This window comes from Erwinia sp. 1181_3 (genome assembly GCF_052824965.1).
The window spans coordinates 550627-575066 of sequence record NZ_VTDE01000003.1 but is presented as its reverse complement, the minus strand read 5'-3'; the positions used below and the strand labels follow the sequence as shown (position 1 = coordinate 575066).

The 24440-nt window shown below is 54.5% G+C and carries 20 protein-coding genes; 13 read left to right on the top strand and 7 right to left on the bottom strand.

Annotated features, from left to right (window positions below):
• Positions 1-180 precede the first annotated feature (180 nt).
• The 3 genes from FY046_RS11105 to araC are packed head-to-tail and all read left to right on the top strand — an operon-like array spanning position 181 to position 4339.
• Positions 181-1416 carry an oligosaccharide MFS transporter gene (locus tag FY046_RS11105; protein ID WP_133843900.1) on the top strand — a complete coding sequence of 412 codons (1236 nt, stop codon included), beginning with the start codon at positions 181-183 and terminating at the stop codon, positions 1414-1416.
• Positions 1417-1426: 10 nt separating this feature from the next.
• Positions 1427-3433 (top strand): beta-galactosidase, encoded by a 2007-nt coding sequence (locus FY046_RS11100; protein WP_159337347.1) that lies wholly within the window; start codon positions 1427-1429, stop codon positions 3431-3433.
• A gap of 33 nt (positions 3434-3466) precedes the next feature.
• Positions 3467-4339: an arabinose operon transcriptional regulator AraC gene (gene araC, locus FY046_RS11095; RefSeq protein WP_167863416.1), complete on the top strand. Its 873-nt coding sequence runs from the start codon at positions 3467-3469 to the stop codon at positions 4337-4339.
• Between the two features lie 6 nt (positions 4340-4345).
• Here the strand turns inward: araC and FY046_RS11090 are convergent, their stop codons facing one another.
• On the bottom strand, positions 4346-4735 hold the full coding sequence (locus FY046_RS11090) for a tautomerase family protein (RefSeq protein WP_133843894.1): 390 nt from the start codon (positions 4733-4735) through the stop codon (positions 4346-4348).
• 150 nt (positions 4736-4885) lie between these two features.
• On the opposite strand from FY046_RS11090, the gene FY046_RS11085 reads away from it, so the two are divergent.
• The 5 genes from FY046_RS11085 (at position 4886) to mug (ending at position 9854) form a co-directional block, all read left to right on the top strand.
• A complete protein-coding gene (locus tag FY046_RS11085) occupies positions 4886-5806 on the top strand; it encodes a LysR family transcriptional regulator (protein ID WP_167863417.1) in 921 nt (306 codons plus the stop codon).
• Between the two features lie 126 nt (positions 5807-5932).
• Positions 5933-7477 carry a methyl-accepting chemotaxis protein gene (locus FY046_RS11080; protein ID WP_133843890.1) on the top strand — a complete coding sequence of 515 codons (1545 nt, stop codon included), beginning with the start codon at positions 5933-5935 and terminating at the stop codon, positions 7475-7477.
• A 160-nt stretch (positions 7478-7637) separates the two neighbouring features.
• Positions 7638-8099: a heme-degrading domain-containing protein gene (locus FY046_RS11075; protein WP_133843888.1), complete on the top strand. Its 462-nt coding sequence runs from the start codon at positions 7638-7640 to the stop codon at positions 8097-8099.
• Positions 8100-8244: 145 nt separating this feature from the next.
• Entirely contained in the window at positions 8245-9279 is a 1035-nt protein-coding gene (locus tag FY046_RS11070) for a tartrate dehydrogenase (protein WP_159337348.1), read from the top strand.
• A gap of 56 nt (positions 9280-9335) precedes the next feature.
• On the top strand, positions 9336-9854 hold the full coding sequence (gene mug, locus FY046_RS11065; RefSeq protein ID WP_133843884.1) for a G/U mismatch-specific DNA glycosylase: 519 nt from the start codon (positions 9336-9338) through the stop codon (positions 9852-9854).
• 67 nt (positions 9855-9921) lie between these two features.
• On the opposite strand, the gene rpoD is transcribed toward mug, so the two are convergent.
• The 3 genes from rpoD to rpsU all read right to left on the bottom strand — a co-directional run bounded on the left by rpoD (position 9922) and on the right by rpsU (position 14478).
• A complete protein-coding gene (rpoD, locus tag FY046_RS11060) occupies positions 9922-11763 on the bottom strand; it encodes an RNA polymerase sigma factor RpoD (RefSeq protein WP_133843882.1) in 1842 nt (613 codons plus the stop codon).
• A 312-nt stretch (positions 11764-12075) separates the two neighbouring features.
• On the bottom strand, positions 12076-13821 hold the full coding sequence (dnaG, locus tag FY046_RS11055; RefSeq protein ID WP_133843880.1) for a DNA primase: 1746 nt from the start codon (positions 13819-13821) through the stop codon (positions 12076-12078).
• A gap of 441 nt (positions 13822-14262) precedes the next feature.
• On the bottom strand, positions 14263-14478 hold the full coding sequence (rpsU, locus tag FY046_RS11050; protein WP_001144069.1) for a 30S ribosomal protein S21: 216 nt from the start codon (positions 14476-14478) through the stop codon (positions 14263-14265).
• 303 nt (positions 14479-14781) lie between these two features.
• Between rpsU and tsaD the strand changes: the two genes are divergently transcribed.
• A complete protein-coding gene (gene tsaD, locus FY046_RS11045; RefSeq protein WP_133843878.1) occupies positions 14782-15795 on the top strand; it encodes a tRNA (adenosine(37)-N6)-threonylcarbamoyltransferase complex transferase subunit TsaD in 1014 nt (337 codons plus the stop codon).
• 83 nt (positions 15796-15878) lie between these two features.
• On the opposite strand, the gene plsY is transcribed toward tsaD, so the two are convergent.
• A complete protein-coding gene (plsY, locus tag FY046_RS11040; RefSeq protein ID WP_159337350.1) occupies positions 15879-16481 on the bottom strand; it encodes a glycerol-3-phosphate 1-O-acyltransferase PlsY in 603 nt (200 codons plus the stop codon).
• 107 nt (positions 16482-16588) lie between these two features.
• Here plsY and folB point away from each other — a divergent pair, with 107 nt between their 5' ends.
• Together folB and bacA are read left to right on the top strand one after the other, a co-directional pair.
• On the top strand, positions 16589-16948 hold the full coding sequence (folB, locus tag FY046_RS11035; protein WP_133843874.1) for a bifunctional dihydroneopterin aldolase/7,8-dihydroneopterin epimerase: 360 nt from the start codon (positions 16589-16591) through the stop codon (positions 16946-16948).
• Positions 16949-17091: 143 nt separating this feature from the next.
• Positions 17092-17913: an undecaprenyl-diphosphate phosphatase gene (gene bacA, locus FY046_RS11030; protein ID WP_133843872.1), complete on the top strand. Its 822-nt coding sequence runs from the start codon at positions 17092-17094 to the stop codon at positions 17911-17913.
• Positions 17914-17956: 43 nt separating this feature from the next.
• Here the strand turns inward: bacA and FY046_RS11025 are convergent, their stop codons facing one another.
• Positions 17957-19177 (bottom strand): multifunctional CCA addition/repair protein, encoded by a 1221-nt coding sequence (locus FY046_RS11025; protein ID WP_159337351.1) that lies wholly within the window; start codon positions 19175-19177, stop codon positions 17957-17959.
• A 140-nt stretch (positions 19178-19317) separates the two neighbouring features.
• Positions 19318-19938 carry a TIGR04211 family SH3 domain-containing protein gene (locus tag FY046_RS11020; RefSeq protein WP_133843867.1) on the bottom strand — a complete coding sequence of 207 codons (621 nt, stop codon included), beginning with the start codon at positions 19936-19938 and terminating at the stop codon, positions 19318-19320.
• A 255-nt stretch (positions 19939-20193) separates the two neighbouring features.
• Here FY046_RS11020 and FY046_RS11015 point away from each other — a divergent pair, with 255 nt between their 5' ends.
• Together FY046_RS11015 and glnE are read left to right on the top strand one after the other, a co-directional pair.
• Entirely contained in the window at positions 20194-21498 is a 1305-nt protein-coding gene (locus tag FY046_RS11015; RefSeq protein ID WP_133843865.1) for a CYTH domain-containing protein, read from the top strand.
• Between the two features lie 86 nt (positions 21499-21584).
• Positions 21585-24419, top strand: a complete 2835-nt coding sequence (gene glnE / locus FY046_RS11010) for a bifunctional [glutamate--ammonia ligase]-adenylyl-L-tyrosine phosphorylase/[glutamate--ammonia-ligase] adenylyltransferase (RefSeq protein ID WP_446186039.1) — start codon at positions 21585-21587, stop codon at positions 24417-24419.
• The last annotated feature ends 21 nt before the right edge of the window (positions 24420-24440 follow it).

Sequence of the window (24440 nt, the reverse complement as noted above, 5' to 3'; positions counted from 1 at the left end):
GCGTCAGTGTGCTTTCCCACGCGTTTTTCCTCTCCCCGGCGTGAGTTACCTCACAAACCTTTCGGTAGCAGCAGATTTTTCTATGTTGCCAGCGTGTCACTCCTGCTTTGTCGAATTAATTGGCGTTAAGTTAGCGCATCTCATAACGGTAATCAGGCCGTCATATGGAAGAGGTGCATCATGTTTAAGATTGAAAAAAATTATTTGATGTGTTGCCTGTTTTTTTTGTTTTTCTTTATTGGCTGGGGCAGTTGTTATCCGTATCTTTCATTGTGGCTGACCGATACCATCGGCATTGATTATGCAGATGTGGGGCTGGTTTATTCTTTTACCGCTATTGTTTCTGTCTGCGTACAACCCCTGTTTGGTTTTGTTGCCGATCGTCTGGTATTTCGTAAGCATCTGATGTGGATGCTGGCGATCATTATTACGATTTTTGCTCCTTACTGGATTTGGGTCTTTGCTCCACTGTTAAAATATAATGTGATCCTCGGTGCATTTGCCGGGGGTGTGTATATCGGCCTGGCATTTGGTGCGGGGTGTGGGGTATGCGAAGCCTATATTGATAAAGTCAGCCGTATGACCGGCTTTGAGTTTGGCCGCGCCCGGATGTTTGGCGGAATTGGTGCTGCGATTGGGACGTTCCTGGCGGGCGAGCTGTACGGGATTAACCAGGATTATATTTTCTGGATGGCCAGCGCAGGGGGGATTGCCCTGATGCTGATTGTCTGGAAAACCGATCCGAAGGTGGCTGCCGTTGCCAGCGCTGCTGTCGCCCCCCGCACACCGGTGACGTTGCAGGATGTTCGTAACCTGCTAAAACTGCGTAAGTTCTGGTTTTTCTGCCTCTATATGGTGGGCGTGGGCGCCGTGTATGAGACCTACGACCAGCAGTTTGCCATCTACTACAGCCATTTTTTCTCGTCTAAAGCGCGCGGCGCTGAAGTATTTGGCTATCTGTACACCGCGCAGATATTTCTCGATGCCGTGGTGATGTTCTTTGCGCCCTGGTTCGTCAATAAAATAGGCCCTAAAAATGCACTGATTTACTGTGGTCTGATTATGAGTCTGCGTATTATTGGTTCCGCTTATGCTGTCGGACCGGTATCCATTAGCGCAGTGAAAATGCTGCATGGTTTCGAAAGTTCGGTATTTTTGGTCGCGGGATTAAAATATATCATCGCCAACTTTAATCCCTGGTTATCTGCCACGGTTTATCTGATTGGGTTCCAGTTCTCTAAACGCTTCAGTGAAATTTTCCTCTCCAGCGGTATTGGTCATATGTACAAAAATATGGGCTTTGCTGATAGCTATATCATTCTTGGCAGCGTTGCACTGGTGTTTACCGCTATTTCATTCTTCACGCTGGAAGGCACGCGTTTGTTTGCCCGCCGCAATCATATTATTACTGAATAAGGGGGAGAAAATGTCGCAACTCTATTACGGAGTGGCTTACTACGACGAATATATGCCGGAGGAGCGGCTGGAAAAAGATATCGCCATGATGCTTGATGCCGGAATCAATGTGGTGCGTATCGCGGAATCGACATGGAGTACGCTGGAGCCGCAGGAAGGGGAGTACAACTTCAGGCATATTGATCGCGTGCTGGATGCCATGCAGCACGCAGGCATCCATGTGATTATCGGCACCCCGACTTACGCCATTCCTGCCTGGCTGGCGAAAAAACACCCGGAGGTGATGGTTACCACGGTTTCCGGGCAGCAGAAGTATGGTCGTCGCCAGATTATGGATATTGTCAGCCCGGTTTTTCTGAGTTACGCCGAAAACATCATCCGTGTGCTGCTGGACCATGTGCAGCACCATCCGGCGATTATTGGCTACCAGCTGGATAACGAAACCAAACACTACGATAACGTCGGGCCGGAGATGCGGCAGCAGTTTATTCACAGCCTGCAACGGCGTTACCCCGATATCCGTCAGATGAATGTCGACTTCGGGCTGGACTACTGGAGTAATCGCATTGATAACTGGCAGGATTTCCCGCCGCCAGAGAGTACGATCAATGCCAGCCTGGGCAGTGCCTTTGCTGCGTTCCAGCGTCAGAAAGTGACCGATTATCTCGCCTGGCAAAGCCGGATTGTCGCCGAATATAAGCAGCCAGAGCAGTTTATCACTCATAACTTTGATTTTGAGTGGCGCGGTTACTCGTACGGTATCCAGCCACGTGTGGATCATTTTGCTGCGGCCGAAGCACTCACGATTGCCGGGGTGGATATCTACCATCCCTCCCAGCAACAGCTGACCGGGCGGGAGATTGCCTTTGGTGGGGATGTGACGCGCGGGCTAAAGCAGGGGGCAAATTATCTGGTGCTGGAAACCCAGGCGCAGGGCTTCGCCCAGTGGACGCCGTATCCCGGCCAGCTGCGTTTGCAGGCCTTCAGCCATATTGCCTCCGGGGCCAAAATGGTGTCGTACTGGCACTGGCATTCGATCCATAATTCGTTTGAGACATACTGGAAAGGGCTGTTAAGTCATGATTTTTCAGCAAATCCCACCTATCTTGAAGCTAAAACGATTGGCGCTGATTTTGCCCGTCTGTCCGCCACGCTGGATTCCCTGCGCTGTGAAAACGATGTGGCGATTTTAGTCAGCAATACCGCGATGGAAGCCTTTAACTGGTTTAAGCCGGGAGATGCGCAGACCAATGTCTATAACGATATTTTCCGCCGTTTCTATGATGCACTCTACGACGCGAATATTGGCGTGGACATTATCAACGATGTTGATGTGGAGAGCGCACGCTACCGGGTGATTGTGGTGCCTGCGTTGTATGCTGCCGATGATGCGCTGTTGATGCGAATTAACCGCTATATTGAGGCGGGCGGTCAGGCCTTAATTGGTTTCAAAAGTGGCTTCAGCGATCAGCATGTTAAAGTGCGGACAGAGCGTCAGCCCGGGATTCTTAACCAGAGCTGCCGCGTCAGCTACAGCCAGTTCGCCCTGCCACAGCAGGTGACACTGAACAGCTGTTCCGATCTGCAACTGGATCAGGATGAGCCGGTAGAGCTGTGGATGGAGCTGTTGACACCGGATAACGATCCGCGTGTGCAGGTACTGGCGCGCTATCAGCATCCGGCGTGGGGTGACTATGCGGCGATCACCGAAGCCGACTATGGTGCGGGCAGGGCGATCTATCTGGGCTTCCTTGCGGGGCAATCCCTGATTGCCCGCCTGGTCCAGCGGTTGAGTGGTGAAACAGTCGGGTATACGTTCCCACTGATTACCCGTAAAACGATCAATAAAGCGGGTAACCCGCTGATGTTCTGTTTTAATTATTCAGCGACGGCGATACGCTTTAGTCTGCCTCAGGCGGCAGAGGACGTGCTTCACGGAGGTCGTGTGAACGCGGGAACCGAGGTTTGCCTCGATCCCTGGGGCGTGCATATTTATCAATTTACGCCGGGAGACTGAGACAGTGGGGTAACCGGTGAACAGAGCAGAATTATGGAACTCAATCAGCAGGATATGGTGAATGACTCACCCTTGATGAAAAGTTTTACCTTCAGCGCCTGGCTGGTGGCCGGTTTTACCCCCATTTCACGTGGCAGCAAACTGGATTACTACATTAATCGTCCGGAGGGCATGAAGGGCTATATCCTGCATCTGACCCTGCGCGGTGAGGGACGCATTCGGGCCGGATGCCGCGATATTGCCAGCCGGGAGAACGATCTTTTCCTGTTTCCTCCCGGCGTGGCGCATCATTATGGCCGCGCCGAACATCATGAACATTGGGATCATCTGTGGATCTACTTTCTGCCACGGCCATACTGGCTTGACTGGTTGCGCTGGGATCAGGTGATCAATGGCATCGGCATCACCTCCCTGCCACTCGGCCAGCCGAGTGAACAGGCGCAGCGACTGTTCCTTGAAGTGATTCAGCAGAATGGCCGTAGTGGTTTGCTGGCGGAAGCACTGGCGATGAATGCCCTGGAACGCTTGATTATTGACTGTTTTCAGCGGCAACCGTTGTGCAGCCATCAGACCATTGAGCCGCGTATTAGTACGCTGTGCCAGTATCTTAACGACCACCTGGCTGAGGATCTGACCATTGAGCAACTGGCCCGTCAGGTCTTTCTTTCACCGTCGCGCGTCGCCCATCTGTTTAAACGTGAAATGAAGATGACGATCTTTGCCTGGCGTGAACAACAAAGGGTCATCCGCGCCAGTAATCTTTTGCAGTCGACCCATCTCAGTATTGCCCAGGTGGCCCTGACGGTGGGATATGACGATGCGCTCTATTTTTCCCGCATCTTTCGTCAGCATGTCGGTGTCAGCCCGCGAGAGTATAAAAAACGCTACGAGCTGCTGCCAGTCTGACGTGCCTTACAGCGCACCCGTCAAATATTGTGCCTCGCCGTTTCCGAAGCTCCAGTCACCTTTGTCATTGGTCATAAAGGTGATCATCACGTCCGAAGGCAGAATGCCGCAGCTCTCTTTTAACTCCCGGCACAGCTCAGCCATAAAGAACTGTTTTTGCTCGCTGCTGCGTGGGCTGGTAAAAACCCGCACCATTACCAGATTATCGGTACGCTGAAGCCCGAGGCCGGTATCCTCAAATACCATCTGATAACCTTTGTTTTCGTGAACAATCTGGTAGCGATCGCGCTCGGGGACGTTAAAGGCCGCCAGGACTGCACGGTGCGCAGCATCCAGCAGTGTTTTCAGCTCTGATTCTGAACGACCCTGAATGACATCAAATTGCAGTAACGGCATGGAAACCTCGACATTGTTAGTGAATTCATTGCTGAAAATGGGCTGACGGCGGTGACTCCGCATCTGTCTCTGGAAACCAATTTACCCGCAATCTCCGTTGGGAAAAACCGCTATACTTGAATTGATTATTTACTATAGTGAACAATAACCATGAAAGAGCTGAAGACCGATGCGTTATGGAATCACCTGCACTGGCTGACGGTGCTGGCCGAGCAGGGCAGTTTTACCGCGGCGGCTGAACGGCTTGAAGTGAGCAAGGCGGCGATGTCGCAGAAGATCAAAGAGCTGGAGCAGCTGGCCGGGGTGCCGCTGGTGACGCGCACCACACGCAGCGTAAGACTGACCAGCGCCGGAGAGAAACTGGTGGACGATCTGCGTGCGCCGTTTGCCCAGATTGAACAGAGCTTTTTCAGCGTGCGCGATTCTGCCGGCCCCCTGCGCGGGCTGGTGCGGGTGACGGCGCCCGTGGCGTTTGCGCGCCAGCAGCTGGTGCCGCATATCACCGCGTTTCTGCGCGAGCATCCCCAGGTGCGTGTGCAGCTGGAGGTGTCCGACCGCCTGGTGTCGCTGGCAAGTGAGGGGTTTGATCTCGCCATCCGCCACAGTAACAGCCTGCCGGAAACCCATGTGGCGCTGCCGCTGTGCCACACTCACGCCGTCGTGGTGGCATCACCGGCGTACCTTGCCCGTTACGGTCATCCTGCCAGTCCGCAGGCGCTGAGTGACCATCTGTGCCTCTACTATCCACGCGGGGTGGAACCGCCGCGCTGGAGTTTCCAGCCGCTGACGGGCGGTGAGCGTATCGCGGTGAATGTCAGCGGGCCATTTGCCACCAATAACAGTGAATCGATCCGCGATGCTGCCCTTGAAGGCCTGGGGGTTGCGCTGCTGCCGGACTTCAGTGCTCAAGCGGCGCTAAAGGATGGCTCTTTGGTGCAATTACTGCCCCAGTGGCAGGCCGTGGGTGCCTTTGCCGATATGCTGTATGTGGTACGCCCATGGTCAGCACAGGTCCCGCGCGCGGTTAGCGGATTTATCCACTGGTTGCGTGAAGCGTTTGCCCGTCCGTGAAATGATGCGACAGTTGTGTGCTGTCGCACAAATCAGATGAAAATTGTTAAAGCTTTAGTTACATCCTGCCGACAACCCCTCCTTAAATACCTGCAAAATTCATACAACCATAACAAGGTCGTTATAATGCACACCCACCAGCCCGTGACTCAGCAGGAATACCTGCTCGACGACGATACCACCCTGATGACCACCACCGATGCCGCTAGCTATATCACCTACGCCAACAGCGCGTTTATTGAGGTGAGTGGCTATGACCGCAGTGAAATCGACGGCCAGCCCCATAACCTCGTTCGTCACCCTGATATGCCACAAGCCGCATTTGCCGATATGTGGGCCACCCTGAAACAGGGACTGCCCTGGACCGGACTGGTGAAGAACCGACGTAAAAACGGTGACCATTACTGGGTGCGTGCCAATGTGGTGCCGGTGATCCGCAACGGTGAAATTCAGGGGCATATGTCTGTGCGCATTAAGCCTTCAGCGGAAGAGGTGCGCGCGGCTGAGGCGCTGTATCAGAAAATGAATCAGGGGCGGATGAAGGGCTGGCGTTTGCATCGTGGGCTGTTGGTGCGTACGGGCTGGCTGAGCGGGCTGACTCTACTGAAAACGATGTCACTGCGCTGGCGCATCCGCGGTGCGGTGCTGGCATTGTGGCTGCCGCTGGTGGCCGCAGCGTTTGTGTCGGGATTAAGCGGGGCCGCGCTGGGCGGATTTACCCTGTTCTCAGCGTTAATGGCGCTGCTGGTGGATACCTGGCTGCAACGTCAGATTGCCCGGCCACTGGCCGCCGTATGTCGTCAGGCGCTGAATGTGGCGACCGGGGCCAACCCGCATGTTAACCACCTCGATCGGGTGGATGAGATTGGCACCACGCTACGCGCGGTCGGCCAGTTGGGGCTGATGTTCCGCTGGTTATTAAACGACGTCAGCGATCAGGTGCTGGATGTTCACCGGGCCAGCGATGAACTGGCACGCGGTAATGACAAAATCAGCAGCCACACCGAGCAGACGGCGGCCAGCGTCCAGCAGACGGCCAGCACCATGAATCAGATGACCAGCACGGTGCAGCGCAACGGCGAGAGCACCGAGCAGGCGAATCAGTTCTCACGTACCGCCAGCAGTGCCGCCGTCAAAGGCGGTGAAGTGATGCAAAATGTGGTGGTGACGATGGACGAAATCGCCGAGAGTTCACGGCAGATTGCCACCATTACCGGCCTGATCGACAGCATTGCTTTCCAGACCAACATTCTGGCGTTGAATGCGGCAGTGGAAGCAGCGCGCGCCGGTGAGCAGGGCAAAGGCTTTGCCGTGGTGGCAGGCGAAGTGCGAAATCTTGCTCAGCGTAGCGCCGGTGCTGCCAGCGAGATACGCCACCTGATTGCCGCCAGTAACCTGAAAGTACAATCCGGTGCCGGACAGGTGCATGAAGCCGGGAAAGCCATTGGGGATATCGTCGAAAAAGTGCAGAACGTCACTGAACTGTTGCAGCAGATTAGCGTTGCCACCGCCGAGCAAGGGACCGGGCTGGGTGAAGTGGGCCAGGCGGTAGAAGCACTCGATCGCCTGACGCATGATAACAGCGCGCTGGTCAGTGAAGGTGCGCTTGCCGCACAACGCATGAAGCATCAGGCCGAGCGTCTGGTTGAAGCCGTCAGCGTCTTTCGCTGATACGGACAACGGGTCGCCTGCGACCCGTTGTTACTCTCAGTTGCATCTCAATTTTTGATCTCCCTCCCAAATAAAATTTTTATTTCCTTTTTTGATTTAATGAAAAGTTAATGTCATTTACCCTGCAAGGCAGATTGATTACCCTTTGCCGGAGAGACCCATGTCAGCGATTCCCAGCCTTGAAACCCTGCTAGAGCAGGAAGCGACCGTACGCGTCAATCAGTTTGATTTCGATAGCGCATGGAAAATTGGCAGCCTGCTGCGTGAACGTGCCGTAGCGGAAAAGATGCCGGTTGCGATTGAAGTGTATGCCTTTGGTCAGGTGCTGTTCAGTACCGCACTCAGTGGTTCAAGCTCGGAGAACCTGGAATGGATCGCCCGTAAGCGCCACACCGTACTGCGCAATGCACACTCTTCACTCTACGCTCAGGAGCTGAATAAAGCCCAGGGGACGCCGATGTCTGAGATGAAATTCCTCGATCAACAGCGTTATACCGACAGCGGTGGCAGCTTCCCACTGTTGCTGGGGAACGGGGGAGTGATTGGCGCGGTGACCGTCAGCGGGCTGCCTTCTCATGAAGATCATGCGCTGGCCATCTGGGCGATACAGCAGGTGATGTAATTTCTCTGCCCTGTAAAATGCCGCACAGGCTCAGCCTGCGTATTCGGCAGCATCTGCCGCCGGGCGACCCGAAAAAAGCAGCACAATTTAGCCACCTGGGCGAAGATGTCATTCTGATGGTTATCTTATTAATCCAAGGAGAGTCATGAAAAGCTATCAAGTGGCCGTGATCCCCGGTGACGGTATTGGCGTGGATGTAACGAAAGCTGCCTGGCAGGTGCTGGAACATAGCGCAGGCCGATTTGATTTTTCCCTGAGCGGCGAGTGGTTTCCGTGGTCCTGTGAGTACTACCTTGAGCACGGTGAGATGATGCCGAAGAATGGCATTGAAACGCTGAGCCAGTTTGATGCTGTCTTGCTGGGCGCGGTAGGCTGGCCAGAGAAAGTGGCAGACAATGTGTCACTGCATGGCCTGCTGCTGCCCATCCGCAAACAGTTTGATCTCTATGCTAACGTCCGCCCGCACCGCCTGCTGGCGGGGGTAGAAGGCCCACTGCGTAAGAGTGAGTTTGATATTCTCTGCATCCGTGAAAACACGGAAGGTGAGTACAGTGGGGCTGGCGGGCGCATCCATCAGGGGACACCTGCCGAAGTGGCGGTGGAAACTTCTATCTTTACCCGACGGGGTGTGGAGCGAATTCTGCGCTTTGGTTTTGAGATGGCGCAAAAACGCAGCAAGCGCCTCGCATCCGTGACCAAATCGAACGCACAGAAATACACCATGGTGATGTGGGATGAAGTCACTGAAGAGATTGCCCGTGATTACCCGGATGTGACGGTGAATCGTTATCATATTGATGCGATTGCGGCGCGTATGGTGATGAACCCGGAAACGCTTGATGTGATTGTGGCCTCTAATCTGTTTGGCGATATTTTGACTGACCTGGGTGCAGCCATTCAGGGCGGGCTGGGGTATGCGGCTTCTGCGAACCTGAATCCCGATCCCACGGTGCCATCGATGTTTGAACCGGTGCACGGTTCTGCGCCCGATATTGCCGGGCAGGGGATTGCGAATCCGATCGCGGCGATCTGGTCGGCGGCGATGATGCTGGAACATCTGGGGGAGACGGCTGCTGCCGATGCTATTCTCCGTGCGGTTGAGCAGGTTACCGCGCAGCAGCACGTTAATGGCGTGATGAAAACCGAAGCGATCACTGCGGCTGTGATCGCGGCGATTTAAGGTCTGTGTGGGCTTCCGCGTTTGCGGAGGCCTGTTTTATAAGGAGGAATCTCACCATGGAAGCACACGGCATTAGCGATATTATTCAGCCCGGCCTGCGGGTGCTGTTTTGTGGCATCAATCCGGGCAAATCATCCGCGCATACTGGCTATCATTTTGCTCATCCGGGTAACCGCTTCTGGAAAACCCTTTTTCAGGCCCGATTCACCTGGACGCAGCTTCGTCCTGAGCAGGAACAGCAACTGCTGGAAACGCGCTGTGGCATCACCATGCTGGTTGAACGGCCCACCGTGCTGGCCAGTGAGCTGGCAGGCAGTGAGTTACGGAGTGGCGGGCAGGCGCTGGTGGACAAGGTTGAACGCTTTCAGCCCGCGGCGCTGGCGGTACTGGGCAAGCAGGCTTATCAGCAGGCGTTTCGTCACAGTAAGGTGGAGTGGGGCCGCCAACCGCTGATGCTGGGTGAGACGGAGGTCTGGGTGTTACCCAACCCCAGTGGGCTGAATCGCGCTTCACAGGAAGAGATGACCGCGGCTTATGCGGAGCTGGACAGGGCATTGAAATTACGCGGCTTGTAGAGCGGTCTGGATAACAGGTAAAAAAAATGGCCCCTCAGAGAGGAGCCATCTTTGAGCACCGCGTCGATTAATCGTCGAGGAAGCTGCGCAGTACTTCAGAACGGCTTGGATGACGCAGCTTACGCAGCGCTTTCGCTTCAATCTGACGGATACGTTCACGTGTCACGTCAAACTGTTTGCCCACTTCTTCCAGCGTGTGGTCGGTATTCATATCGATACCAAAACGCATACGCAGTACTTTCGCTTCACGCGCGGTCAGACCGGCCAGCACGTCATGGGTGGCAGAACGCAGGCTCTCTGAGGTGGCAGAGTCCAGCGGCAGCTCCAGCGTGGTATCTTCGATAAAATCACCCAGATGGGAATCTTCATCATCACCAATCGGCGTCTCCATGGAGATCGGCTCTTTAGCAATTTTCAGCACCTTACGGATTTTATCTTCTGGCATCAGCATACGCTCGGCCAGTTCTTCCGGCGTAGGTTCACGGCCCATCTCTTGCAGCATCTGGCGCGAAATACGGTTGAGTTTGTTAATGGTCTCAATCATATGCACCGGAATACGGATGGTACGTGCCTGGTCCGCGATAGAGCGGGTGATCGCCTGACGGATCCACCAGGTGGCATAAGTCGAGAACTTATAACCACGACGGTATTCAAACTTATCTACCGCTTTCATCAGACCGATGTTGCCTTCCTGAATCAGATCCAGGAACTGCAGACCACGGTTGGTGTACTTCTTGGCGATAGAGATAACCAGACGCAAGTTCGCTTCAACCATCTCTTTCTTCGCACGGCGCGCTTTCGCTTCACCGATGGACATACGACGGTTGATGTCTTTAACCTGTTCAATCGTCAGGCCCGTTTCTGCTTCAATCTGTTGCAGTTTCGTCAGGCTGCGATGCACATCATCGGATACATCATTCAGTTTCTCTGACCACGGTTTGTTCATCGCCAGTGCGGCTTTGAACCAGGTTTCGCTGGTTTCATTGCCGGTGAACAGGGTGATGAAGTTCTTCTTCGGCATTTTACAGATTTCAACACACAGCTTCAGGATGAGGCGTTCCTGGGTACGAACGCGGTCCATCATGGTACGCATGCTGTTCACCAGGAAGTCGAATTGCTTCGGCACCAGGCGGAACTGTTTAAATACGTCAGACAGATTCTGAATTTCAGCGATAGCATCAGCGTGGCTGCGGCTTTTGGCCTTAATTACGGTACGGGTGGTTTCGTACTGTACGCGCAGATCGTTGAATTTCTCACGCGCCAGTTCCGGGTCGATGCTGTTGTCATCGTCGGCGCTGTCATCGTCAGACTCTTCATCTTCTTCTTCTTCCTCACGCTCTTCAGCGGAGAGTTCAGAACCCACGTGGGTAGCGGTTGGCGCGATTTCTGCTTCGGCATTCGGGTCGACAAAGCCGGTGATCAGATCGGACAAGCGTGCTTCGCCCGCTTCAACGCGGTCATACTGTTCAAGCAAATAAGTGATGGCTTCAGGGTATTCAGCAACGGAACACTGAACCTGGTTGATACCGTCTTCGATGCGTTTTGCTATGTCGATCTCGCCTTCACGCGTCAGCAGTTCAACCGTACCCATTTCACGCATGTACATGCGCACCGGGTCAGTGGTTCGTCCGATTTCAGATTCAACGCTGGAGAGCACTTGAGCAGCGGCTTCAGCAGCATCTTCGTCCGTATCGTTGTTGTTCTCATTCAGCATCAGATCATCGGCATCAGGCGCTTCTTCCACAACCTGGATGCCCATGTCGTTGATCATCTGGATGATGTCTTCGATCTGATCGGAGTCGACGATATCTTCCGGCAGATGGTCATTGACCTCGGCATAGGTCAGATAGCCTTGCTCCTTACCACGGGTGACAAGTAGCTTAAGCTGTGACTGCGGGTTTTGCTCCATAAGACGGTATCCACACTTCTGTTAAATTAGATTGGTGTCGGGTCGGCTAACGTGCCAACAATAACAGTGAGGGCGTTGAGATTATTGCCGCTGCCCGTCATGGCGGCTGTCAGGATCTACCTGACGGATATTCGGCACTTAAGCCGCTTTGATCTTTGTCGAGGTTATCTCACTTGCCATTTTGAACCCCGGCTGTGCTCGCAGTCCTCACGTACTTCAGTACGCTCCGGGTGCTGCGTGCAGGCGGTGTTCAAACTGACTGCGCCGATAACGCCTCTAAATTCTGTGTAATAAGGTCAAAACCTTATTCATTTACTGTTTCTTCAGTGCCTGGCTCAGTGTCCAGAACTCGCGGCGCTCTTCTGCGTTGAGTACGTGCGTGCGGTCGCGGGCAATAAGTTCTTCCAGCCTGCGTTCCAGCGCATCGTCGTACATACTCGCCAGCGCGTCCTTAAACATGGTGTCCACTTCATCATCTACGATCATGTGGTTCCAGGTTGCCAGGGTTTCAAGGCTCTGGCTAAATTTTGTTCCGCGATATAACTCTAGTAGCTGTCCGGTCGTCAAGCCAGGTTGCGCTACGCAAGTGCTCACTAACTCCACGAATAGCGGGAAACCTGGTATTTCTGACTGCTCAAGCCCATCCAGCGAGGGCACCATGATGGCCAGCTGCGGATTCTGTATCAACAGCCCAATAAGTATACGCATGGTTGTGCGTTTTAGCTGGGGCTGGGGTACAGGCTTCGCATTTTCCGCCTGCTTCGGCAGCAGCTTCTCCAACTGGCTGTCGTCAAGGATACCCAGTTTATTACCCAGTTCCTGACGCAGGTAGATACGCAATGTTTCACCGGGCACCTGGCTAATCAGCGGCAGCGCCAGCGTACTCAGCTGAGCGCGCCCATCAGGGGAACGCAAATCCACCTGCGGCATCAACGTATCAAACAGAAACGACGAGAGTGGCATAGCCTGCTCCATCCGCGTTTCAAATGCTTCTTTGCCCTCTTTACGCACCAGCGTATCCGGGTCTTCGCCGTCAGGCAGGAACATAAAGCGTAGCTGACGACCGTCATTCATGTAAGGTAAAGCCGTTTCCAGCGCACGCCATGCTGCTTCACGGCCTGCTCTGTCGCCGTCATAGCAGCAAATTACCGTGTCGGTTGACCGGAATAGTAGCTGAATATGCTCTGCGGTGGTCGATGTGCCGAGTGAGGCCACGGCATAATCAACGCCAAACTGTGCCAGCGCCACCACATCCATATAGCCTTCAACGACCAGTAATTTGGACGGCTCCGGATGGTTTTTTAGCGCTTCAAACAGGCCGTAAAGTTGGCGACCTTTGTGGAAAATATCGGTTTCCGGTGAGTTGAGGTATTTCGGCATGCCGTCGCCTAATACGCGACCGCCGAAACCAATGACTCGCCCACGTTTATCGTGGATTGGAAACATCACCCGCTCACGGAAGCGATCGTAGCTGCGGCCCTGGTCATTGGTGACCAGCATGCCAGCATCGATCAACGACTGTTTATCGTCAGGATTACGGCCAAAACGTTTTAACGCGTTATCCCAGCCTGCCGGGGCGAAACCGATGGAAAAGTGCTTAATGACATCATCGCTCAGGCCGCGCTGTGCCAGATAGTCACGTGCGCCTGCCGATGCATTTTGTGTCAGTGACTGTCGATAGAAGTCGCTCAGACCGGTCATTAACTGATAAAGACTTTGACGCTGATGACGCTCAAGCTGGGTTGGACCACTGCCGCTTTCATACGGTACTTCCAGTCCATATAAGGTCGCCAGTTCTTCAATGCTTTCAACGAATTCCAGACGATCATAGTTCATCAGGAAGTCGACAGCGTTGCCATGCGCACCACAGCCGAAACAGTGATAAAACTGCTTTTCGCCGTTAACGGTGAAAGAGGGCGTTTTCTCATTATGAAAAGGACAGCATGCGTGGTAATTCTTGCCCTGCTTTTTCAGCTTCACCCGGGCATCGATGAGATCCACGATATCCGTGCGAGCGAGCAAGTCATTGATAAATACACGCGGTATGCGTCCAGCCATAAATCCCCTTCATCTTTCCGCTTCTGGCGGTGTTGGCTGCCATCGTTCACCCCGGCCACTTACTGATGTAAGCTCCCGGAGATTCACTCCGTTGCCGCCTTGCCAGGAAACAGAAAGCTATTGGGGATTACCCTTCATCTTTCCGCTTCTGGCGGTGTTGGCTGCCATCGTTCACCCTGGTCACTTACTGATGTAAGCTCCCGGAGATTCACTCCGTTGCCGCCTTGCCAGGAAACAGAAAATCATCGGAAATAAATACTTCCGCGTCTTTAGGTGTCTGGCTGTATTGGCGTTTAGGAATCAAAACAGAGCGTTACCGGGGTAACTCTGGCGCTTTCTATTTATGGTTCATAAACGACAACAAGCCGCGCATTCCTTCCGGAAGCACGGCCTGATAACTACTAACTGGTCTGTGAAGCATGAGGGCGAACCCTCAAGATACTAGTACAGACGAGTGCGGCGTGCGTTTTCGCGAGCCAGTTTCTTCGCGTGGCGTTTTACTGCAGACGCTTTAGCGCGCTTACGTTCGGTAGTAGGTTTTTCATAAAACTCACGACGACGAACTTCAGCCAGAACGCCTGCTTTCTCACAAGAACGCTTGAAGCGACGCAGTGCAACGTCGAATGGCTCGTTTTCACGTACTTTAATTACCGGCATGTAACTCTCACCTCGATAAATTCGGTTTTGCTGCTGACATCGGTGCCAGCTCATTTCAAAATGGTGCGGAATTTTACTCCAACACAGGCTTAGTTGTAAAGCACCATAGCATTAAGTAACCAACAGATAGGCCTGTGCGGCTGCCGGTTTTTTTCAGGGGACTGATTATACACGAAACCCACCTCCCTGGTGGGAAAAAAAACACCTTATTGTACAAGGTGTAACCGACTAACCGGGAAATTTGCCGCCCGCAAAAGCGCCTTCATGCTACACTGCGCGCCGCAAGAATGAGGTGAAAAATCCATGCGTGTTCTCGGAATTGAAACATCCTGCGATGAAACCGGCATTGCCATTTATGACGATGCGGCCGGTTTGCTCGCCAATCAACTTTACAGCCAGGTCAAACTCCACGCCGACTACGGTGGCGTGGTACCGGAACTGGCTTCGCGCGATCACGTGCGTAAAACCGTGCCGCTGATACAGGCGGCGCTGAAGGAAGCCGGGCTTCAGGCGCAGGATATCGATGCGGTGGCGTATACCGCAGGTCCTGGGCTGGTAGGGGCACTGCTGGTCGGCGCGACCATTGGCCGCTCGCTGGCGTTTGCATGGGATGTCCCGGCGATTGCCGTGCACCACATGGAAGGGCATCTGCTGGCACCGATGCTGGAAGATAATCCACCGGACTTCCCGTTTGTGGCGCTGCTGGTTTCTGGCGGCCATACGCAGTTGATTAGCGTCACCGGCATTGGTGAATATACCCTGCTGGGTGAATCAGTGGATGATGCTGCCGGTGAAGCCTTCGATAAAACCGCTAAACTGCTGGGGCTGGACTATCCTGGCGGGCCGATGCTGTCAAAAATGGCGCAACAGGGTGTGGAAAAGCGTTTTGTCTTCCCGCGTCCAATGACCGATCGCCCAGGGCTGGATTTTAGTTTTTCCGGCCTGAAAACCTTCGCGGCGAATACCATTCGCGACAATGACGACAGTGAGCAGACCCGCGCGGACATAGCACGTGCTTTTGAGGATGCCGTGGTCGATACGCTGGCGATAAAATGCCGCCGGGCGCTCGATCAAAGTGGATTCAAGCGGCTGGTGATTGCCGGGGGCGTCAGCGCGAACCGCACGCTGCGCAGTAAGCTGGCGGAGATGATGGAGAAGCGGGGCGGTGAGGTGTTCTACGCTCGTCCGGAATTCTGTACCGACAACGGCGCGATGATCGCTTATGCCGGGATGGTGCGGATGAAAGGTGACAAACACGCCGATCTCAGTGTCACCGTGCGTCCGCGCTGGCCGCTGGCGGAACTGCCTGCATTATGATTGGGGTCAGGCGCGCCTGACCCCAGGATAAATGTTCTCATCAGGTTCAGGCATGCCTGAACCCGACATCAATGCACGATGCCCTACGGTTTCTTCTTTTTCTTTTTCCAAATCTTATTTTCCTGCCCGCGCCACAGGCGCTGAATATTGTCGTGATGACGTAACAGGATCAGGCAGGAAAGCATGGCGACGGGAAAAGTAAACTGCGGTTTAAACCACCAGACGTAGAACGGGGCAATCAGTGCGCTGATAATCGCACCCAGCGAAGAGTATCCGCTTAACAGCACGGTCAGCAGCCAGGTTCCCGTCATTAAACCCGTGAGATCCCAGCCGATTGGGGCGATAGCACCAAATGCGGTGGCCACGCCTTTGCCGCCTTTGAAATGAAAGAAGACCGGGTAAATATGGCCGAGGCAGGCCGCAATCGCGGTCAGACCAAGATAAAGCGGCGTCACGCCCAGGTGATAAGCCAGCCATACCGGCAGCATCCCTTTGCATACATCAAACACCAGCACCGTAGCGGCGGCACCTTTACCACCGAGGCGCAGCACGTTAGTGGCACCTGGGTTGCCCGAGCCATTGTGGCGCGGGTCCGGCAATCTGAACAGTCGACAGACCAAAATCGCGCTGGAGATGGAGCCACACAGATACGCGAAAATGATCATGCCAAGCGCGAATACACTCATAACACCGTTCCGTCTTGTGGGGGTCGTTTTAAAGTCAGCATCCGTGGATAATACGCATAAACCGCCGGGGATGGTATCCGGCAACCACAAAAACAGAGAGCCGTATCATGGATATCGTATTTATTGATCAACTGTCCGTTATCACCACCATTGGCGTTTACGACTGGGAACAAACGATTCAGCAGAAGCTGGTGTTCGATGTCGAAATGGCATGGGACAACCGTAAAGCGGCTGCCAGTGATGATGTTAACGATTGTCTGAGCTATGCCGATGTATCTGAAGCGATTATTAACCACGTCAGCCAGGGTAAATTTGCGTTGGTAGAGCGTGTAGCAGAAGAGATTGCATCACTGCTGCTGGCTCGATTCGCCTCGCCGTGGGTCAAAATCAAAGTCAGTAAACCGGGTGCTGTCGCTCAGGCGCGCCAGGTGGGCGTGGTCATCGAACGCGGGACTAATCCTAAATAAATCCGTTTTCATTGCCATCACGATGAAACCAAACCACATTATGCTCTGTCTTAAGGTTGCCCTAATGCAGTTGGGGCACATTGGGCGGAAGCGTAAAGCGACCGCCATTTTTCATGGTTTAACCAGGGTTAGGGGTAGATTTGATGGCAGATATTCATCAGCTATGGGTGGCAGCAATACTTGGGATTGTAGAGGGGCTGACGGAGTTTCTCCCCGTATCTTCTACCGGGCATATGATCATTGTCGGTCATTTACTGGGGTTTGAAGGCGAAAAAGCGGAGACCTTTGAAGTTGTGATTCAGCTCGGCTCGATTCTGGCCGTCGTAGTGATGTTCTGGCGTCGTTTGTTCGGCCTGATTGGCATTCACTTTGGTGAAGTCAAACATGAGGGCACAGGCCAGGGTAAGCTGACTCTGATTCATATCCTGCTGGGTATGGTGCCCGCCGTGGTGATTGGGCTGTTACTGCATGATAAAATCAAAACGTTGTTTAACCCGGTCAACGTGATGTATGCGTTGGTGGTGGGTGGCGTGCTGTTGATTGCGGCTGAATTGCTGAAGCCAAAACAGCCGAAAGCGGTGGGTGTGGATGACATTACTTATCGTCAGGCGTTTATTATTGGCTGCTTCCAGTGTCTGGCGCTGTGGCCGGGCTTTTCACGTTCCGGAGCCACCATTTCGGGCGGGATGCTGATGGGCGTAAGCCGTTATGCTGCGTCTGAGTTCTCGTTTCTCCTCGCAGTGCCGATGATGATTGGCGCGACCGGTCTGGATCTCTACAAGAGCATGGGCTTCCTGACGATGGCTGACTTCCCGATGTTTGCCGTCGGTTTTGTCACCGCGTTTATCGTGGCGTTGATCGCGATTAAGAGCTTCCTGCACATCATCAAACGTATTTCGTTTATCCCGTTCGCTATCTATCGCTTTATCGTGGCAGCCGCGGTTTACGCGGTATTTGTCCTGTAACGTGCATTGGGTCAGGCTTGCCTGACCCTTACGTTTGGCAATATTAAGCGGTTTTCCAGTTTTCCAGTGCCGCTATCCGGCGGCGCGTCAGTTCTTCCCGCACCTCCGCGCCTTTGAAACCGGCCGCGACAACGTCTTTTGTCGACACGCTCAACGCGACCTTCCACGCCTCACGCAGATAATCTCCCTGCGGGTACGGATTATTTTCGAATCCGGTGCGCCCACGGGCATCGGCTTCGCTGGTCAGTGCGATTTGCTCCACGCGATGGGGTTTGCGCCAGGCATCCAGTCGGTCAAACAACGCCACCAGCGTGGTTGCTGACTGGTTCTGGACGGTATGCACCAGGTCGTGAAATTCGGTCACCAGCAGTGCCAGATCGCGCAGGGCATTCGGAATACGTAAGCGTTCACACAGGGCCGCGACCAGCGGTACGCCTGCCGGACCATGTCCGTGATGGCTTGGCCACTTTTCTGGCGGCGTCAGGGCTTTGCCCACATCGTGGAATAACGTGGCGAAACGGATATCAACCTCCGGGCTGAGCTGGGCTGCCATCGCCAGCGTCATCAGCGTATGCACGCCGGTGTCGATCTCGGGGTGCCATTTTGCCGGGGCGGGAACGCCGTACAGGTTGTCCAGCTCCGGAAACAGCACCGCCAGTGCCCCGCAGTCACGCAGTACCTGGAAAAAGACCTGCGGGTTGCGTGTTTGTAAGGCCGCTTCAGTCTCTTTCCAGACGCGCTCTGGCGTGAGGTGAGAGAGTTCGCCGCTCTCTGCCATCGATTGCATCAGGGCGAGGGTTTCACTGGCAATGTGGAAGTTAAGATGGGCGTAACGGGCGGCAAAACGCGCTACGCGTAGCACACGCAGTGGATCTTCATTGAAGGCTTCAGAGACGTGGCGAAGCAAACGGTTTTCAAGATCGTCACGCCCGCCGTAGGGATCATAGTAGTGGCCGTCGGCGTCCTGCGCGATGGCATTGATGGTCAGATCGCGCCGTGCCAGATCCTGCTCAAGTGTGACATCCGGCGCGGAATAGCAGACAAACCCGGTATAACCGCTGCCGGATTTACGTTCGGTGCGGGCCAGCGCATACTCTTCATGGCTTGAAGGGTGCAAAAACACCGGGAAGTCGCGGCCTACCTGCTCAAAGCCCAGCTCCAGCATCTGCTGAGGAGAGGCACCTACCACCACCCAGTCTTTGTCTTTCACCGGCAAATTCAACAGTCCATCGCGCACGGCGCCGCCGACAAGGTATGTTTTCACTGCGGGTCTCCACAAGGCTGATAATCAGAATTAACTGAGTATTAATCGTCAGACTATAACATCCATGTTGCGTAAATGATAAATCGCAGACATGGCAAAAAGGGCATCCGCAGATACCCTTAACGCAAACAAGTGCAGGATTAGTTCATCCAGCGATCGCTTTTTTTCCGGCGTGGGATCATATGAGGAAGTAGCAGGCCCAGCACCAGGCCAACGCCCGCGACACCGCCACCATACATAAACCACTGCATAATGATGGTGCGCTGCTTGTCATCCAGTTGCACATTGGCCGCATCGACTTTTTTCTTCGCGACCACCAACTGGTTTTTTAACTGCTGATTCTCTTCTTTCAGGCTGTTGATCGCGTCATCGCTGCCAGCGACCTTTTTTTGCATATCGGCGGTGCGGTTATTCCAGCTACTGTCGATGTTCGCCAGTTTAGCGGTGAGCATTTTCACCTGTTCTTCCAACTGCGGGACGCGGGTACGCAGGCTGGGCTGTTGGCTAAGCTGGGCCAGCGGGATCCAGGTGGTACGGCCCTGGCTGTCACGGATTTGGCCATAGTTGCTGCTATCATTCGACTGCAGCAGGGCAACTTCTTCGCCTGCGTTTAACGTGCCGATCAGACGGTAATCATTACCGGGGCCACTGCGAACCCAGGTGGACAGCTCGTCGGAGATGTAGCGTTTTTCTTCGGCATGAACGGTTGCCGCAGCACTCAACGTGAGCAATGTCAGGCCGATGAGGTGAGTTATTTTCATTCGAACTCTTTCTAAATAAGGGCTGTAAAAAGGTAATCGCACAGTCTGGAGCGGCCTCACAGAAAGCTGAATGAGAACTATCCTGGTCTCAAGCAGCCTGAGAGGTTGTGCGCGAAAACGTAATAAACCAGAGACAGTGCTGTCTCTTGTGCATTACTCTTCATAGGCAAAAGGAACGATCGCCCGCCTGGCAATGCGAGCATAATCAGACACCTTAACCGTTTACTCTGCCGTTAACGACGTAAATAAGACATTATGACCATCGAAATCGAATTAAAGTTCATTGCCGCACCAGAAGCGGCTGCAAAAATCGCCAGCAAACTCACCGCCTGGCCTCATCAGTACACTGCCGGTCAGACGTTGACGAATATCTACTTCGAAACCCCTGACAACCAGCTGCGCCGTTGGGATATGGGGCTGCGTATTCGCGGCTTCGGTGACCGCTATGAAATGACGCTGAAAACCGCCGGTCAGACGATTGGTGGGCTGCACCAGCGCCCGGAATATAATGTGGCACTGGCTAAGCCCGAGCTGGATATTCAGCAACTGCCTGCCGATGTCTGGCCTGCAGGAACCGATATCACAGCCTTACAACCGCAGCTCAAGGCGCTGTTTAGCACGCATTTTGTGCGTGAAAAGTGGGTGGTTACTTACCTACAAAGCGAGATAGAGGTGGCCTATGACTGCGGTGAGATCACGGCAGATGACCGCTGTGAACCCTTGATGGAAGTCGAGCTGGAGCTGAAAAGCGGTCAGCGCGATGACCTGCTGGCCTTTGCCGCTGAACTGGCAACGATTGACGGTCTGCGTCTGGGGAGCCTGAGTAAAGCGGCGCGAGGTTATTCGTTGGCTCAGGGCGACCTGCCGCGTGCGCTGCGTCCGGTTCCCCTGCTAAAAGTGAAGCCAAAAGCGACCGTGGAAGAGGGAATGCGTGCATCATTTCTGCTGGCATTAAGCCAGTGGCAATATCACGAGGAGCTGTGGCTGCGCGGCAGTTCGGGTGCGTTGCATGAAGTGAAAGATGCGCTTGAAGTGCTGCGTCAGACGTTTTCTCTTTACGGTGCGCTGGTGCCACGCAAAGCCAGCAGCGAACTGCGTCAGAAGCTGACGTTGCTGGAAGAGGCGTTGCAGGATGATCAGCCTGACGCGCAAAAATGTTGCTTCAGTCCCCTCTGGCTGGAAACTCAGTTAGCGCTTACTCACTGGATTGCCACTGAGCGCTGGCGCCAGTTCGTCGATCAAAAGTCGGATGCCAAACTACAAGGTTCGTTCAAACGCTTCAGCGACATCATGCTGGGCCGCATTGCAGCCGATCTGAAAGAGACATTCGACCACCTGAATCATTCGGGTGAATATCAGGACAAACTGACGCGTTTGCATCGCCAGATTCTGGCGGTTCATCTGCTGGCGGGCGCCTATGATGCCACCATCGTCAATGCCTGGTTACAAAGCTGGAAGCAGCTGCGTGAAGCGATTGTGGGGCAGCAGGATGTCTGGCTGGATGCCCATCGTCAGCAGGCGCTGAAACAGTCGGCGTTCTGGAAAAACGGCAGTCTGTAACCCGTTTCGGGGTCTTTCAATGCAATCCCCCTCATAATGCGAGCTGCAGCTCGAAGTATGAGGGGGATATAGGGAGTGTTTATTGTATGGTGCCATCACCAGGTCAACCTCTGCCGCTGCTCATGCAGCAACAGTGTGCATTGCTAAGCCCGCTGTTTAGCGAGGCTTCTGCGCAGCAGCAGGCAGTATTGGTATTTAGCGATTTTATCAGCGATAACCTGGCAAAATACCCTGAAGGGTGGCAGCAGCTTCAGCACTCCCCGCCGCACCCGGATGAATGGCATCATTATGCTGACTGGCTGCAAGCAAAGCTGGAGACGGTGCATGATGAGAATGCGCTGATGCGCGAACTCCGCCTGTTCCGTCGTCATATGCTGACGCGCATTGCCTGGATGCAGACGCTGGCCACCAGTGATACACAACAATCTTTACGTCAACTGAGCGAACTGGCGGAAGCCCTGATTGTGGCTGCCCGCGACTGGTTATGGCACGCCTGCTGCCGTGATTTTGGCACCCCAATGAACGCTGCCGGAGAACCCCAGCCGCTGTTGATCCTCGGCATGGGGAAACTGGGCGGCGGCGAACTGAATTTCTCCTCTGATATCGATCTGATTTTCACCTGGCCGGAAAACGGCACCACGCAGGGGGGCCGCCGTGAACTGGACAATGCTCAGTTCTTTACCCGGCTGGGTCAGCGGCTGATCAAGGTGCTGGATCAGCCCACGGCCGATGGTTTTGTTTATCGCGTTGATATGCGTCTGCGCCCGTTTGGCGACAGCGGGCCATTAGTGCTGAGTTTTGCGGCGCTGGAAGATTATTACCAGGAGCAGGGACGCGACTGGGAACGCTATGCAATGGTTAAAGCGCGCCTGATGGGCGGTGGGAATGACCGCTGGAGTGAGGAACTGCGCCAGATGCTGCGGCCGTTTGTGTTTCGCCGCTACATCGACTTCAGTGTGATCCAGTCACTGCGTAATATGAAAAGCATGATCGCCCGCGAAGTCCGGCGACGCGGGCTGACGGATAACATTAAGCTCGGTGCGGGCGGTATTCGCGAAACGGAATTTATCGTACAGGTGTTCCAGCTGATCCGTGGCGGGCGTGAGCGTTCACTTCAGCTACGTTCCCTGTTGCCAACGCTGGACGCGATTGGTCAGTTGAATCTGTTACCGGCAGAGCAGGTGGAGCAGTTACAGGAGGCCTATCTGTTCCTGCGGCGGCTGGAAAACCTGCTGCAAAGTATCAACGATGAACAGACACAGACGCTACCGGGCAGCGAGCTGGATCGCGCGCGTCTCGCCTGGGCGATGGGGTTTGCCGACTGGGCTGCATTACACCTTGAGCTGGATCGCCATATGCTGGCGGTACGGACCATTTTTAACGATCTGATTGGTGACGATGCGCCTGAAAACGGTGAGAACCGTGAAGCGGGTGAATATGGCGTATTGTGGCAGGACCAGCTGGAAGAGGCGGAGCTGGAACCGCTGGTCCCCCATCTCGACAGCGATGCACGCCAGCAATTGCTACGCACGATTACCGATTTCCGCCAGGACGTCGATAAACGTACGATTGGCCCGCGTGGCCGTCAGGCGCTGGATCAGCTGATGCCGCGACTGTTGAGTGAGGTTGTGCCACGTGATGATGCCCCGGTCACGCTGAGCCGCCTTACGCCATTGCTGCTGGGCGTGGTGACGCGTAGCACCTATCTGGAGCTGCTCACTGAATTCCATGGTGCGCTGAAGCACTTAATTCGCTTGTGTGCTGCTTCCCCGATGGTTGCCAGCCAGCTGGCCCGGCATCCGCTATTGCTGGATGAACTGCTCGACCCTGCCACGTTGTATCAGCCCACGGCAACAGATGCCTATCGTGATGAACTGCGACAATATCTGCTGCGTATCCCGGAAGAAGATGAAGAGCAGCAGCTGGAAGCGCTGCGTCAGTTTAAACAAGCACAGCATCTGCGTATTGCTGCCGCAGATATTGCCAAAACCTTGCCGGTGATGAAAGTGAGCGATCATCTGACCTGGCTGGCGGAAGCGATGATTGAGACCGTGGTTCAGCAGGCGTGGAACATGATGGTACAGCGTTACGGCCGGCCTTCCCATCTGACCACCGACAGCGAGCGCGGCTTTGCGGTTGTGGGCTACGGCAAACTGGGGGGCTGGGAGTTGGGTTACAGTTCTGACCTCGATCTGGTGTTCCTGCATGACTGTCCGTCAGAAGCGGTGACACTGGGTGAGCGTAGTATTGACGGAAGGCAGTTTTATCTGCGCCTGGCACAACGTGTGATGCATCTGTTTAGCACCCGTACTTCCTCCGGTATTCTCTACGAAGTGGATGCCCGCCTGCGCCCGTCAGGGGCGGCGGGGATGCTGGTCAGCACCTTCGATGCCTTTGATGACTATCAGCGCAATGAAGCCTGGACCTGGGAGCATCAGGCGTTGGTGCGCGCGCGCATCGTGTTTGGTGACGCCGCCCTGAGCCAGCGTTTCGACCAGATCCGCCGTGGCATTCTCTCGATACCCCGAGAGGCCGACGCGCTGAAAACAGAAGTGCGCGAAATGCGTGAGAAAATGCGCGCCCATCTGGGTCACAAGCACAAAGGGCGTTGGGATATCAAAGCCGATGAAGGCGGGATTACCGATATTGAATTTATTACGCAATACCTGGTGCTGCGTTATGCCGCCCAGGAGCCCATGCTGAACCGCTGGTCCGATAACGTGCGCATTCTGGCGTTGCTGGCGAACAGCGGCAAAATGGAGCAGGAAGAGGCGGAAGCACTGACGCATGCTTATGTCACGCTGCGCGATGCCTTGCACCATCTGGCGTTGCAGGAGCTGCCTGGCCTGGTAGAGGATACGGCCTGGTCAGGTGAAAGATCGGTGGTCAATGCCAGTTGGCAGGCATGGTTGGGCGCCTGATTTCACGTGCAGATGCGATGA